We start from the raw sequence: 13,619 nt of genomic DNA, 5'->3' as shown, positions 1-13,619 counted from the left end.
TCACTTTATTAATTAGAAAAAATTTATTTTTACTTTAAATTTTTAATTAAGTTACTAGTTAATTATATGAGCTGTATCAGTTATATTAACATCAACATTTATTTTAAGTTCTGTTTTAGTTATTATGTCATCTATCTTTATGTTAGGATATTTTCTATGAAAATCATTTTCTATATCAAATATGTCTAAATTTTTCTTTTTAAATTTAGTAAAAGTGCCCTTACATAGTTTTGTTATAAGATTTTCTGCCATAACATCTAGTTTTTCTAATTCATCTATGCTGCCATAGAATTTATCTTGGCTTTGGCTTATTGTGGAAGATACTTTTATATTTTTATACATATATACTGTTCCATCTTTGTATTCAAAATTAGTTTTTGTTTTGTTAGATAAAACTTCCATGCTTATTATACTATCTTTAACATGAGGATTTGCAAGTTGAAACACACCTTTTCCAGATTTACCTTCAAGAAAATTATAACCTTTTGTATCATCAGGGTTTAACCTTGACTTATATATTCCATCTTTTATGGCTGCTCCTCCTAATAATATAATTTTATTTTTAGTATTAGTTCTATCTAACTTAATGAAAGTTGCTACTTCAGATTTACTAGGCATAACTCTTTTGTTTAAAAAATCATTAAGTGTTAAAGTAATAGAATTAGAAAGAGTTTTAACATTTTTTATTAAATCATGTATGAAAATTCCTAAAAATTTTTCATCAGGTATTTTTATATCTAAAAGCTCATCACCACTACCTTCAAATATACAAACAAAGCTTCTCATTACAAATTGTTGATTTCTTTCTAAAACATCTATAAATTTTTCAAGATCAGAGTTAGCAGCATTTTCTGTGAAAACTATAGCTTTTATTTGAGAATAGTTAATTTCATTAGAAGCACTTAAATTTAGATTTTTTACAGCTTCCATAAGGGTTTGACCCTGTCCTTTAAATATAACTCTATCATTTTGACCAGGTTCATCTCGAACACCTTTATAAGCCTCTACATAAATTACTGGTAAATCATTAACTACATCTACAACTATAGCAGTAGCAAATAATAATTTGTTTATATCTTTATAACTATAACAACCTACTAAAGTTATGTTACTTATAATTAATAAAATAGCAATTAATTTTTTCATAGTTTATCATCCTCTAAAAGATTTTGAATCTTATTTATTATTATTATTATCAGATGGTATAGGATCATTACTAGATTCTAAGTCATTTCTACTTAGAATATCTTTAGCATTAATTTTATTTGAAGTTCCTATAGGATATAAGTAAGGATAACCGCAGCTTTCTAAAGAGGATATATGAGACAAAAATACACAGAAGGTTAAATAAAAAGCAGGTAATCCACCAAAAGCGCTGGTTATTGAAAAAACAATACTCCACATAGCTACAGCATTATAAAATTTAGGTACTAAGAATGTTGATATTGATGTAATTCCAACAATAACCATAGTAGTTTGAGAAGCAAGACCTGCTCCAACAGCAGCATCACCTAAAATTAGAGCTCCAACAATACTCATACTTTGACCTATAGGTTGTGGTAATCTAAGACCAGCTTCTCTAACTAATTGAAAAAAGAAAGTCATAAGTAACACTTCTATTATAGTAGGAAAAGGAACTCCAGCTCTTGATTTAGCTAGTCTAAATACAAAGACATAAGGTATTAATGGAAAATGATGAGTAGTTATAGCTAAATACATTCCAGGAAGAAATAAACAAATAAAAAGAGCAATCCACCTTATAAATCTATTTAAGTTTGCAAAAGACTTTTTAGTATAATAATCATCTGCCATTTGTATATTTTCTATGAAAAAGTGAGGAACAGTAATAACAAAAGGACTACCATCTATTATTAATGCAACTCTTCCCTCAATTATTTTAGATGAAATTACATCTGGTTTTTCAGAAGTAGATGTAGTATCAAAAAAACTTTTATTATAGGAAAGTTTTTCTTCAATAGAATTAGATTCTAAGGTTACGTCTATATTTATATTTTGTATTTTATTTTTTATATCATCTACTAATTTCTGGGGAGCTGTTCCTTCTAAATAGCAAAGAGCTACTAAGGTATTTGTTGTATTTCCTATGGTGAAATTTTCTACTTTTAAATTAGGATTTTTAAGTTTTCTTCTAATCAAAGAAATATTATCCATTAAAACTTCAGTAAAGCTTTCTTTAGGTCCTTTAATAACAGACTCTGTTGAAGGAATTGAAACATTACGTTTAACGAAGCCTTTAGCTTCTATATACATAACTTCCTTACTAGAATCAGATAGAATAACTACATCTCCAGATAAAATATGCATTATAGCATCATCTTTATCTTTTACAATTCCTACAGAATTTGCAGATATTATATTTTCTTGTAGACTTTCTATTGTATAAGAAAAATTTTCATCCTTAATTATAGGATATATTATATAATTACTTATAAATTTAGAATCACATAAATTACTTACGAATATCATGCATAAATTAGTGTTTTTATGGTTTAATTTTCTATATACAATATCAAAATTGTTTTTAAGTTTATCTTTTATATAATCAAGATATTTATAATTCATATATATCACCTATTTTTAGTATTCCTTTTTAAAGGGAATAATATTATAAAAAAAGTCAAGAATTAATTTGTAAAGATATTTAATTAATAATATATAAATAAATAGGGATTAATTAGATAGTATTTGTTAAGTTAAGAGGTGATAGCGATATTTGAGATAAATTCTAAATATATGATTTTTATAATAATAGGAGTAGCTATAGTTTCATTAAAAACCTATCCAGTAGTATTTTTAGTAGATGGAAGAAATAGTAGCTGGGTAGGAACTATAATAGCTTCAGTTATAATATTTTTTTATTATTTATATATTATCCGTGTTATGAAAAAAACAAAAAAATATGATATGTGGGATATTTATAAAGGTGCCTTTGGTAAATATATAGGAGGATTTTTATTTAGTGTTCTTATTATAAATCTATTTTTAGTTTTAGTAGAAAGTTGTAGTGTTGAAGCTAATTGCTTACACACTAATTTGTTACAAAATACACCAATATGGTTTATAATGGCTATGTTTATAATAAGTTCTATATACGTTATGTTTAAAGGAAATAAAGCTATAATATTAACTACAATATTAGGAATATCATTTATATGTGTTGCAGGGATAAATTTAGGATTTTTAACTTTTAAATATAAAAAGTTAAAATATTTATTTCCTATATTTGAAAATGGTATATCCTTTGGGTTTTTAAAATCTACTATTAAAATTTTAGGATTATATGCTAATATTTTAATATCAGCTTTTTATATTTCTCAAATTAAAAATAAAAAAAATGTAAAAAAAATATCAATAATTGGTCTTATTATAGTAATACAAATGATTATAGTTTCTACTACAGGGGTTATATCTACTTTTGGTATAGATAGAGCTGTAACTATGGCTTATCCTAAACTTGTACAAACAGAACTTGCAAGTTATTTTGGAATTTTAGAAGTAGGAGAGTTATTTGTAATGCTGCAGATGGTAGCAGGATGGTTTATAAAATACATAGTGGCTTTTGAGGCTTTACTAATAGCTATTAAGCATTTAAATATAAAAAATAAAAGGAAAATAATAATTGTTATAATTAGTATAATAGCTGGAGTTTTATGTTTGATTGTAAATAAAAATATATATAGGCTTTTATTTACCCTTCAAGTATATTCATATATTTGTTTTGTTAATTTTTTTGTAATACCTATTGTAGTTTTTCTTATTTTTAGCATAAAAAATAATATGAATAAAAATAAGAAAAATAAAGGTAATTTAAAAGGAAGTCAACATCTTAGAAAAAGGAAAAATTAATAATAGTACTTAGATATTTATAGATTAAAGTAAATTTATAGTTAAATGTATAATAAAATAAGAACCTAAAATAAAAAAAATGATACTATAATATTAAAGATAATATTGTTTTTTTTAATTAGGATAAATCTAATAATTTTTTTTTATTATTTTAAATTAATAAAATATTCCGAAATTTTACAGAAATATATTTTAAATTCTATGTTATAATAAAATAAATAAAATCTATAGAATAAGGAGTGAAGCCTTGTTGTCACGATGTGAAATATGTGGTAAAGAACATGCGGAAGTTCATCATATTGTTCATAAGTGTGAAGGTGGAATGGATATAGAAATAAATTATAAATATCTATGTGCTAAACATCATAGAGGAAAATATGGACCGCATAAAAATGAAAATGTTGATCTAAAGTATAAGTTAGAACTCCAAGAAAAGCTAGAAAATTTACTAGAGAAGGAGTACTATACTATTTCTGAACTCCAAATTAAACTTTCTATAAATAAAAATAAAGCAAAAAAAATAGTAAAAGGATTTAAAAGATACAAGGAAGGCTATAAAACAAAAGAGATAATATATAGGCTTATGGGAAATAATAACTATAGCTTGTATGAGATGTTTAATTGTGATGAATATGTAGCATTGAATTTAGCATAAATAATAATATTTTAAAGAGTGACAGAAATTTCCTGTCACTCTTTTTGTATTTATTTATAATTTTTATATTTATGTTTTTGTTTTTTTTATACATTAGTTTTTTTAAAATAATAGAGTTTACCTTCTTCAATAGAGTAATCTATAAGATTTTTGTTATATAAATATGATATAAAAGCAGATACAGCAGCTAAATCTAAATGATATTGATTAAAATCTAAAGTTATATCTTCTAAAACACAAATGTTTTCAAGTAAATCTTCTTTTGTTAAAGGTTGCTCTAATAATTCCATAATTAAATCTATATATTTTCTTATATTTTCTATGTTTTTATTTATTAAATCATAAATTTCTTCTTTTGAAATTAAATCCTTTGAGTGACTTATTACATAACAATCAGCATCTATTTCTTTGATTTTATTTAAAGATTCTAAAGCATCTTCTATACTATAGTAATAGGGCATAGAATATTTCTCTATTATTTCTAAGCTGAATAATGAATCTCCTAAAAAGCATACTTTTTCAGGAGTAACTATACCTATCTGTTCTATAGAATGTCCTTTTAAAGATATAATTTGAAATTTATCATCGTTAATTTTATTTAATCCATAGTCTAATATATAATCAACTTCTATAGGATGAGTACTTTTAATAAGTCCTTTTATAGGTGATGCTGAAAATAGAATAGAAGGATGAATTTCACTATTTTCCATGTATATTTTTTCTTTCTTAGAAGAATAAGTTATGCATCCAGGATAATTATTTTTAAAATAATTATTTCCACCACAATGGTCTAAATGGCTATGAGTATTTATTATATATTTAGGATGAAGACCATTTTCTTTAATAACAGATTCTATTTTTTTTCCATCAGATTTATTTTTACCAGTGTCTATTATAAGGCAATTTTTATTTTTGAAAGTATAAATTCCAATATTGGTAGGAAAATTTATATAATAGCTGTTTCCTTTTATTTTAGTAAGTTTCATAAAGTCACACCTTTTTTTATTATAGTATTTATTTAGGCATATTAAAAAAATAACTAGTTAGGTAGTAATTTCTTTAATAGATTTTCTTTAAAATATGTTAATACAATAACTACTAGCAGATTTTAAATTGTTATATTTTACAAAGTATATTCTTTTTACTTTTTATTTAGTTTTATATGCCTTATATTAAGAATTATATACTAAAGAGATATTTTTTTGTATATTAAAAAAATATATTTGACAGCTTGTTTTATTAGATGTATTATTTATATTGAAAGATGAAAATTAAATAATGAAGTAATCCTTCAGGGCGGGGTGTAAGTCCCCACCGGCGGTAAAGTCCGCGAGCTTTTATAAGCATGATTCGGTGAAACTCCGAGACCGACAGTTAAAGTCTGGATGAAAGATAGGGTTTTTATGTATTGATTAGCTAATTAATTATGAATTTTAGTATTTAATATATAATTTACTATAAGTCTCTGGAGATAATCCAGGGACTTATTTTTATGTAAAAACCCCTATTTAAGTACATTAAAATAAACATCTCGTATTTTAAATTTATATTACTTAAGTGTATTTTAAAAAAATTATTTCTGTGTTTTTGTAAGGAGGGATTTTCTGTGGAAAAAATAAATCATGAGTTTTATATGAAAAAGGTTTTAGATTTAGCTAAAAAAGGAAAAGGATTAGTTAATCCTAATCCCAAGGTTGGAGCTATTATAGTTAAAAATGGAGAGATTATAAGTGAAGGGTATCATAAATATTATGGAGGGCCACATGCAGAAGTATATGCACTTAAAAATGCTAAAAAGGACATAAAAGGGGCTACCTTATATGTTAATTTAGAACCTTGTTCTCATTATGGGAAAACTCCTTCTTGTGCTGTAGCGGTTTCAAAATCAGGGATAAAAACAGTAGTAATAGCAATGAAAGATCCTAATCCTAAAGTATCAGGTAAAGGTATAAAAATTCTTGAAGATAGTGGTATAGAAGTGATAAATGGGATTATGGAAAAAGAAAGTAAAAGGTTAAATGAGGTTTTTATAAAACATATAACTACAAAAGAGCCTTTTGTTCTTATGAAAACAGCATCTACATTAGATGGGAAAATAGCTACTAAAACAGGAGAATCTAAGTGGATAACAGGAGAAAAATCAAGAGAAAAAGTCCATAGTGTAAGAAATGAATATATGGGAATAATGGTTGGAATAAATACTGTTTTAAAGGATGATCCACTTTTAACAACTAGAATAGAAAAAGGAAGAGATCCAAAGGTTATTGTAATAGATTCTAAACTTAAAATTCCTAAGGAATGTAAAATATTAAAAACAGTAAATGACAGAAAAATATATATAGCTTGCACAGATAAGTGTAATAAAGAAAAAAAAGAATATTTAAAACAAATTGGAGTTAATATAATTGAACTTAAGGGAAACAAAGAAGAAAGAGTTCCATTAAAAAATCTTATGAAAGTTTTAGGAGAAAAAGGATTAGATAGTATTTTATTAGAAGGTGGAGGCACACTTAATTTTTCAGCATTAAAAGAAAAAATAGTAGATAAAGCTATGTGCTTTGTAGCTCCTAAGATTATAGGTGGGAAAGAATCAAAAGCCATGATAGAAGGTGAAGGAATAAGCCATTTAAAAGATGTATTTACCTTATCTAGCTGTAGTGTAGAAACTATTGGTGAAGATATTTTAATAGAAGGATATATAAATAAATAATTAAAGAAAATACTTAATTTTATAAAGTTATAGTGATTATTTGTATATTTTCTTTATAAATAATCAAATTATATTAAGAAAGAAGGGAGATTATGTTTACTGGAATAGTAGAGGAAATAGGGAAAATATTAAGTATAAAAAATGGATCTGATTTTTTAGATATTGAAATAGAAGGAGATAAAGTTTTAGATAGTATTTCTTTAGGAGATAGTATAGCCGTTAATGGAGTGTGTCTTACAGTAACAAAATTTGATAAAAAAAATTTTACTGTAGATGTTATGGCAGAAACTATGAGAAAAAGTAATTTAAAGTTCCTTAAAAAAAATAGCTTAGTAAATTTAGAAAGAGCTTTAACTTTAAATAAACCTTTAGGTGGACATATGGTAAGTGGACATATAGATGGAGTAGGTAAGATAATTGATGTTAAAAAAGAAGGTATAGCTACTATTATATATATAAGCTCTTCTAAAGATATATTAAGTTATATAGTTAAAAAAGGTTCAGTAGCTTTAAATGGAGTTAGTTTAACTGTTGTAGATGTTACAGAAAAATATTTTTCCGTAAGTTTAATTCCACATACTAAAAAAGAAACAACTCTTATTTACAATAAAAAAGGTGATGAAATAAATATAGAGTGTGACGTTATAGGAAAATATATATTTAAATTTTTAAACTCTAAAGAAAATAAAGACAAGAAAATAAAAACTAATATAGATGAGAATTTTTTAAATAGATATGGATTTCTATAATACTATACTTTAGAAAGGTATAACTTTAACTATATAAAAGTTTAAAGTAGAGAAGTATTAAAACTTTATATAACATATATAAATGGAAGATATGTGTTATTAAAAATTGAATTTATTAAAGAAGCTATAAAGTGAAAATAATTTTAAATATTAAATTAAGAATATTCTGTTATATGAAAGGGTGGAAACTATGAATTTTAAATTTAGTTTGATAGAAGATGCTATAGAAGATATTAAAAAGGGAGAAATGGTTATAGTAGTTGATGATGAAGGTAGGGAAAATGAAGGTGACTTAATAATAGCTGCAGAAAAAGCTACTGGGGATAAAGTTAATTTTATGGCTAAAGAAGCTAGAGGTCTTATATGTACTCCTGTAGCTAAAAAAAGATTAGAAGAGCTAAAACTAAAACAAATGGTTCAAGAAAATAGTGATGCTTTTGGGACAGCCTTTACTGTATCTGTTGATGCAGTAGGTACAACTACAGGTATTTCTGCTTATGAGAGAGCCTTTACTGTTTCAAAAATAGTAGATAAAAATTCTAAGCCAGAAGATTTTTTAACACCAGGACATGTATTTCCACTAGAAGCTAAAGATGGTGGAGTATTAGTCAGAACAGGTCATACTGAAGCAGCGGTGGACCTTGCAAGGCTCTCTGGATTATATCCTGCAGGAGTAATATGTGAAATTATGAAAGATAACGGTGAAATGGCTAGAGTACCAGACCTTATAGAGTTTTCCAAAAAACATAATATAAAAATTATAACTATAAAAGATTTAGTTGATTATAGAATAAAAAATGAAAAATTAGTACAAAGAGAAGAGCCAGTAAAATTACCTAGTAAATATGGAGATTTTAAGGCAATAGGATATAAAAATTTACTAACAGGGGAAGAACATATGGCTGTTGTAAAAGGAGATATAAGTGGAGAAGAACCTGTACTTGTTAGAATGCATTCAGAGTGCTTAACTGGAGATGTATTTGGTTCATTAAGATGTGATTGTGGACAGCAATTAGAAGTAGCTCTTAAAAAGATAGAAGAAGAAGGAAAAGGTGCAGTAGTTTATATGAAGCAAGAAGGTAGAGGTATTGGTCTTTTAAATAAATTAAAAGCATACCATCTTCAAGATGGAGGAATGGATACTGTAGAAGCTAACTTAGCTTTAGGGTTTGAGGAAGACTTAAGGGACTACTGGGTAGGAGCTCAAATATTAAAAGATTTAGGAATAAAAAATATAAAACTTATGACTAATAATCCTAAAAAAATAAGTGGAATTTCAGGTTTTGATTTAAAGATAGTAGAAAGGGTACCACTAGAAGTAGGTTGTGTTAAAGAAAATATAAAATATTTAAAAACTAAAAAAGAAAAGATGGGACATATGTTAAAAATAGTTTAGTTAAGGAGATTAAAAGGCATTTGTAATTATATTAAATAAATATAGATTGTGTTTTTTAAATTAAGCAAAAATATTAAAAAATCAGGAGGAATTAGAATGAAAGTATTTGAGGGAAAACTTACAGGACAAGATTTCAAAATAGGACTAGTGGTAGGAAGATTTAATGAATTTATTACTTCTAAATTATTAAGTGGTGCTATAGATTGTTTAAAAAGACATGGAGTTTCAGAAGACAGCATAGAGATATCTTGGGTGCCAGGAGCTTTTGAAATACCACTTATAGCTAAAAAAATGGTGGAAAAAGATAAATATGATGCGTTAATTTGTTTAGGAGCTGTAATAAAAGGATCTACTCCTCATTTTGATTATGTATCTAATGAAGTATCTAAAGGTATTGCCCATGTATCTTTAGAAAAAGGAGTACCAGTAAGTTTTGGAGTATTAACTACAGATAATATTGAACAAGCAATAGAAAGAGCAGGAACAAAAGCAGGAAATAAAGGGTATGATGCTGCAATGACAGCTATTGAAATGGTTAGTCTTATAAAAGAATTAAATTAGGTATTAATCTCATTTAGTAACAATAAAGTTTAAATAATAAATTAAAAGCATATGTAGCAAATAGGTAATATTTGTACATATGCTTTTTTATTATAAAGAGAATTATATAATATTAATGTAAATATATTATATGTTTTTGTTTAAGCAACTACTTGGTATAGCATTTTAATAGCTACTAATAAAGACATAGTTACAAATATAGGTTTAATTAATTTTGAACCCTTATTTAAGGCAAGTTTAGTACCAAATCTAGCACCTATTATCATACATATAGCTACTGGAATAGCTATAGAATAGTTTATTTTGCTATTAAATGCAAATAATAATAATGAGGTTAAATTACTAGTACAATTTAAAATTTTGGAATTAGCAGAAGAACGTACAAAATCAAATTTAAATACAGCTGTAAGTCCAAATATTAAAAATGCACCAGTGCCTGGACCAAAAAAACCGTCATAGAAGCCTAAAGAAAAAGAAATTATAATTCCTAAAAATATATTTTTTTTATTTAGTCCTTTAAATTTATTTTCCATACCAATATCTTTTGAAAATAAGGTATAAATACCAACAATAAAAAGTAATACAAGTACTATTACATTTAGATATTTAGGATCTAAGCCTAGAACAGTATTAACACCGAAGATAGCTCCAACTAAACTAAAGGGTATTAACATTTTTAACAGCTTAAAATTAGCCTTTCCACTTTTGATAAAACCATAAGAACTTGTAACAGCAGAACAGCTTGCGCAGAGTTTATTTGTTCCTAAGGCAATGTGAGGAGGTACACCACAAAGTAGGTAGGCAGGGATAGTTATAATTCCTCCGCCGCCAGCTATAGCATCTATTATAGCTGCAAGGAAGCCTACAAAGCAAAGGAATAAGATTTTAATAAGCAATAAATAACACTCCAATCTTTTATTATTATGTATAGTTTTATTATTAAATGATAGTTTTTTTTTATTAATATCATTTAATTTACATACATTATAGCAGAATAAAAAAATAGGTCCATTCACAAATTTGTATATTTGTTTAAATTGTTAATAAAATTTTATAAATTTTATTGGGATGCTAGTATTTACATATAGATTTTACTGTAGCATAATAGTATTTGTTGCTGGAATTAAAAGGAGGAATATATATGAAAGAAAATAAAGATAACAATAGTTCTAAAGAAAATGATATAAAAGAAAAAAATGAGGAAGAAGTACAAACACAAACTATAGATAAAGAAATAGATAAAACTCAAAACAAACAAGTTAGCAGTAAAGATAAATCTGATAAAATTACTTTTTCAAATCTTTTGAAAAAAGGAATAATTAATACATTAGGAACTATGTTTATATCAGTAGGCATATTAGCCATATTAGGGTTGATTTTTAAATACATACTAGGTTATTATATTATAGACCCATGGGGAATGTTATTTATAATATTTTTAATAGTATCTGTATTTTATCCTTCCATTAATTATGTATATAAGAAAAAAAAGAAAAAAGATTAATTTTGAAAGGAAGAAAAATTGACCAATGAGAAAAGGAAAAGAATATGAATTTTTTATAGAAAGCTCAGAATTTCCATGTGTAGGTATAGCTAAACAAGACGGATTAGACGTTTATATAAAAGGTGCAGTAGAAGGTCAAAAGGTATTAGCTAGAGTTACTAAAAAAAGAAGAAATTATGCTAAAGCTAAACTTATAAAAATAATTGAAAATGTACCACAAGCTATAGAACCTGTATGTCCTCACTTTGGAATATGTGGAGGATGTAGCATACAATATATACCTTATGAAGATCAATTAAAATTAAAAGAAAAGCAGGTATTAAATTTATTCCATAATAAAGATATAAAAGATTTTGAATTTTTAGGAGTAGAAAGTAGTCCAGAAAAATATGAATATAGAAATAAGATGGAATTTACTTTTGGTGATATGGAAAAAGGCGGAGATCTTACTCTTGGAATGCATGTTAAAAATAGAAGCTTTTCTATAGTTAATGTAGATCAATGTAAAATTGTAGATAGTGATTTTAGAGAAATATTAAATTTAGTAGTAAACTATTTTAATGAGAAAGATATGCCTAAATATAGAGTTATGAGTCATGAAGGATATTTAAGAAACTTAGTTATTAGAAAAGGTAAAAATACAGGAGAAATCCTAGTTAATATAGTAACTACTTCTCAAATGGAATTTGATTTTAAAGAATTAAAGGATAAAATATTAAATGAAAAATATTTAGGTCAAATAAAAGGAATTCTTCATACAATTAATGATTCATTATCTGATGTAGTTCAAATTGATAAATTAGAAGTTCTTTACGGAAAAGATTATATAATGGAAGATATTTTAGGTTTAAAATTTAAAATATCCCCAGAGTCATTTTTTCAAACTAATTCTAAAGGTGCAGAAAAGCTTTATAGCATTGTAAAAGAGTTTATGGGAGATGCTAAATCAAAGGTAGTATTTGACCTTTATTGTGGAACAGGAACTATAGGACAGATCGTAGCTAAAGATGCACAAAAAGTTATTGGAATAGAACTTATAGAAGAGGCTGTTAAGGCTGCAAAGGAGAATGCTAAATTAAATGGCATTACAAACTGTGAATTTATAGCTGGGGATGTAGCTAAGGTAATAAAGGATATACATGAAAAACCAGACATAGTAATATTAGATCCCCCAAGGCCAGGAGTTCATAAGGTAGCATTAGAATATGTAGCTAAATTTGATCCTAAAGAAATAATTTATGTTTCTTGTAATCCTAAAACTTTAGTTGATGATTTAGAGTATTTAAGAGAACGTGGCTATCAAACTGAAAAAATTAAAATAATGGATTTATTTCCATCTACTCCTCATGTGGAGACTGTAGTTAAATTAATTAAGCAAAATTAATAATATTAGCCATTATTTTTGTATAAAACAGTTGATTTCCACCGGTTTGCCACTGGTTATGTTTAGTTAGTGGCAAACTATTTTATTATTAAAAAACATAAATTTTTTAATAATAAAATAGTTTAAAATTAAATGGATTTTACGAATAAAAGTACCATATAGATTTATCATTTATATATTTTCTAAGGTTTTAAAAGATATATATTGAGTGAAAATCTTTTTATTCATTAGTATTTATTTTGTATAGTGTAGGTGAGAAGTTTTAAAAAGTGTAATTAATGATTTATTGCTTGAGCTTTTTATTATATATTCTATTAGGGTTTTGAGGGAATCTTCCTTCTAAAACTCTTTTTTCTTGTTCACAAACTTCTTTTATGCTCCAAAAACAACAAAAAGAAAATACTCCTAAAGAAGTAGATATAGTTATATTTTTAGTATTGAATGATACTAATAATGAAAAGATTCCAAATAACACAAAAATAAATATACTTTTTTTCCCTAAATAATATTCTGATTTTATTACAATAGGATGAAATAGTCCTATTAATATAAAAGCAATTAATCCATGAAAAGCACCTAAATAATTCATTTGGATTCCTCCTTAAAGGTATTAATATAACTAATAATATTTAGTGATATGTTACTATAATATGTAATTTAATAAAAGTTATGTAAATATATTAGTATATTATGGTATGAAAGTAATCATATAATTATTAAACTAATTTCAATAAAAATTACATATTAAAAAATTTAAATATTAATAATATAGTAAAATTATAATAGATATTGA

13 protein-coding genes and 1 riboswitch are annotated in these 13,619 nt (G+C 25.3%); of the genes, 8 read left to right on the top strand and 5 right to left on the bottom strand.

Going from position 1 to position 13,619, the window contains the following annotated elements:
* Positions 1 to 54: 54 nt before the first annotated feature.
* Together ABDZ71_RS17815 and ABDZ71_RS17810 are read right to left on the bottom strand one after the other, a co-directional pair.
* The gene (locus tag ABDZ71_RS17815) at positions 55 to 1,146 is read right to left on the bottom strand and encodes a Ger(x)C family spore germination protein (protein ID WP_343763876.1); all 1,092 of its coding nucleotides are present in this window, start codon (positions 1,144 to 1,146) and stop codon (positions 55 to 57) included.
* Between the two features lie 30 nt (positions 1,147 to 1,176).
* Positions 1,177 to 2,583 (bottom strand): spore germination protein, encoded by a 1,407-nt coding sequence (locus tag ABDZ71_RS17810; RefSeq protein WP_343763874.1) that lies wholly within the window; start codon positions 2,581 to 2,583, stop codon positions 1,177 to 1,179.
* A 138-nt stretch (positions 2,584 to 2,721) separates the two neighbouring features.
* Between ABDZ71_RS17810 and ABDZ71_RS17805 the strand changes: the two genes are divergently transcribed.
* Both ABDZ71_RS17805 and ABDZ71_RS17800 read left to right on the top strand, forming a co-directional pair.
* Entirely contained in the window at positions 2,722 to 3,867 is a 1,146-nt protein-coding gene (locus ABDZ71_RS17805; RefSeq protein WP_343763872.1) for an endospore germination permease, read from the top strand.
* Between the two features lie 250 nt (positions 3,868 to 4,117).
* Positions 4,118 to 4,522, top strand: a complete 405-nt coding sequence (locus ABDZ71_RS17800) for an HNH endonuclease signature motif containing protein (protein ID WP_343763870.1) — start codon at positions 4,118 to 4,120, stop codon at positions 4,520 to 4,522.
* An 86-nt stretch (positions 4,523 to 4,608) separates the two neighbouring features.
* Here the strand turns inward: ABDZ71_RS17800 and ABDZ71_RS17795 are convergent, their stop codons facing one another.
* Positions 4,609 to 5,508, bottom strand: coding sequence for an MBL fold metallo-hydrolase (locus ABDZ71_RS17795; protein ID WP_343763868.1), 900 nt, complete (start codon positions 5,506 to 5,508; stop codon positions 4,609 to 4,611).
* A 297-nt stretch (positions 5,509 to 5,805) separates the two neighbouring features.
* Positions 5,806 to 5,924, top strand: a riboswitch (FMN riboswitch).
* 204 nt (positions 5,925 to 6,128) lie between these two features.
* Here ABDZ71_RS17795 and ribD point away from each other — a divergent pair.
* The 4 genes from ribD to ribH all read left to right on the top strand — a co-directional run bounded on the left by ribD (position 6,129) and on the right by ribH (position 9,938).
* Positions 6,129 to 7,232, top strand: coding sequence for a bifunctional diaminohydroxyphosphoribosylaminopyrimidine deaminase/5-amino-6-(5-phosphoribosylamino)uracil reductase RibD (gene ribD, locus ABDZ71_RS17790; protein ID WP_343763866.1), 1,104 nt, complete (start codon positions 6,129 to 6,131; stop codon positions 7,230 to 7,232).
* Positions 7,233 to 7,324: 92 nt separating this feature from the next.
* On the top strand, positions 7,325 to 7,981 hold the full coding sequence (locus ABDZ71_RS17785) for a riboflavin synthase (RefSeq protein WP_343763864.1): 657 nt from the start codon (positions 7,325 to 7,327) through the stop codon (positions 7,979 to 7,981).
* A gap of 190 nt (positions 7,982 to 8,171) precedes the next feature.
* The gene (locus ABDZ71_RS17780) at positions 8,172 to 9,377 is read left to right on the top strand and encodes a bifunctional 3,4-dihydroxy-2-butanone-4-phosphate synthase/GTP cyclohydrolase II (protein WP_343763862.1); all 1,206 of its coding nucleotides are present in this window, start codon (positions 8,172 to 8,174) and stop codon (positions 9,375 to 9,377) included.
* 96 nt (positions 9,378 to 9,473) lie between these two features.
* Positions 9,474 to 9,938 (top strand): 6,7-dimethyl-8-ribityllumazine synthase, encoded by a 465-nt coding sequence (gene ribH, locus ABDZ71_RS17775; RefSeq protein ID WP_343763860.1) that lies wholly within the window; start codon positions 9,474 to 9,476, stop codon positions 9,936 to 9,938.
* A gap of 140 nt (positions 9,939 to 10,078) precedes the next feature.
* On the opposite strand, the gene ABDZ71_RS17770 is transcribed toward ribH, so the two are convergent.
* Positions 10,079 to 10,834, bottom strand: a complete 756-nt coding sequence (locus ABDZ71_RS17770) for a sulfite exporter TauE/SafE family protein (RefSeq protein WP_343763858.1) — start codon at positions 10,832 to 10,834, stop codon at positions 10,079 to 10,081.
* A gap of 245 nt (positions 10,835 to 11,079) precedes the next feature.
* On the opposite strand from ABDZ71_RS17770, the gene ABDZ71_RS17765 reads away from it, so the two are divergent.
* Positions 11,080 to 11,442, top strand: coding sequence for a DNA-binding protein (locus tag ABDZ71_RS17765; protein ID WP_343763856.1), 363 nt, complete (start codon positions 11,080 to 11,082; stop codon positions 11,440 to 11,442).
* 25 nt (positions 11,443 to 11,467) lie between these two features.
* Entirely contained in the window at positions 11,468 to 12,826 is a 1,359-nt protein-coding gene (rlmD, locus tag ABDZ71_RS17760) for a 23S rRNA (uracil(1939)-C(5))-methyltransferase RlmD (RefSeq protein ID WP_343763854.1), read from the top strand.
* Between the two features lie 283 nt (positions 12,827 to 13,109).
* Here the strand turns inward: rlmD and ABDZ71_RS17755 are convergent, their stop codons facing one another.
* Positions 13,110 to 13,415 carry a DUF4491 family protein gene (locus tag ABDZ71_RS17755; protein ID WP_343763852.1) on the bottom strand — a complete coding sequence of 102 codons (306 nt, stop codon included), beginning with the start codon at positions 13,413 to 13,415 and terminating at the stop codon, positions 13,110 to 13,112.
* Between the last annotated feature and the right edge of the window lie 204 nt (positions 13,416 to 13,619).

The sequence above is a fragment of the Clostridium oceanicum genome (assembly GCF_039521385.1).
Taxonomy (GTDB): domain Bacteria; phylum Bacillota; class Clostridia; order Clostridiales; family Clostridiaceae; genus Clostridium_F; species Clostridium_F oceanicum.
The sequence above is the reverse complement of the archived record's forward strand: the minus strand, read 5'-3'. Positions and strand labels throughout refer to the sequence as shown.

Bases quoted from the DNA above. Each gene is read 5' to 3' on its own strand.
- ABDZ71_RS17780 (WP_343763862.1), top strand. From the start codon at position 8,172: ATGAATTTTAAATTTAGTTTGATAGAAGATGCTATAGAAGATATTAAA.
- ABDZ71_RS17815 (WP_343763876.1), bottom strand. From the start codon at position 1,146: ATGAAAAAATTAATTGCTATTTTATTAATTATAAGTAACATAACTTTA.
- ABDZ71_RS17765 (WP_343763856.1), top strand. From the start codon at position 11,080: ATGAAAGAAAATAAAGATAACAATAGTTCTAAAGAAAATGATATAAAA.
- ribH (WP_343763860.1), top strand. From the start codon at position 9,474: ATGAAAGTATTTGAGGGAAAACTTACAGGACAAGATTTCAAAATAGGA.
- rlmD (WP_343763854.1), top strand. From the start codon at position 11,468: ATGAGAAAAGGAAAAGAATATGAATTTTTTATAGAAAGCTCAGAATTT.
- ABDZ71_RS17795 (WP_343763868.1), bottom strand. From the start codon at position 5,508: ATGAAACTTACTAAAATAAAAGGAAACAGCTATTATATAAATTTTCCT.
- ABDZ71_RS17810 (WP_343763874.1), bottom strand. From the start codon at position 2,583: ATGAATTATAAATATCTTGATTATATAAAAGATAAACTTAAAAACAAT.
- ABDZ71_RS17755 (WP_343763852.1), bottom strand. From the start codon at position 13,415: ATGAATTATTTAGGTGCTTTTCATGGATTAATTGCTTTTATATTAATA.
- ABDZ71_RS17785 (WP_343763864.1), top strand. From the start codon at position 7,325: ATGTTTACTGGAATAGTAGAGGAAATAGGGAAAATATTAAGTATAAAA.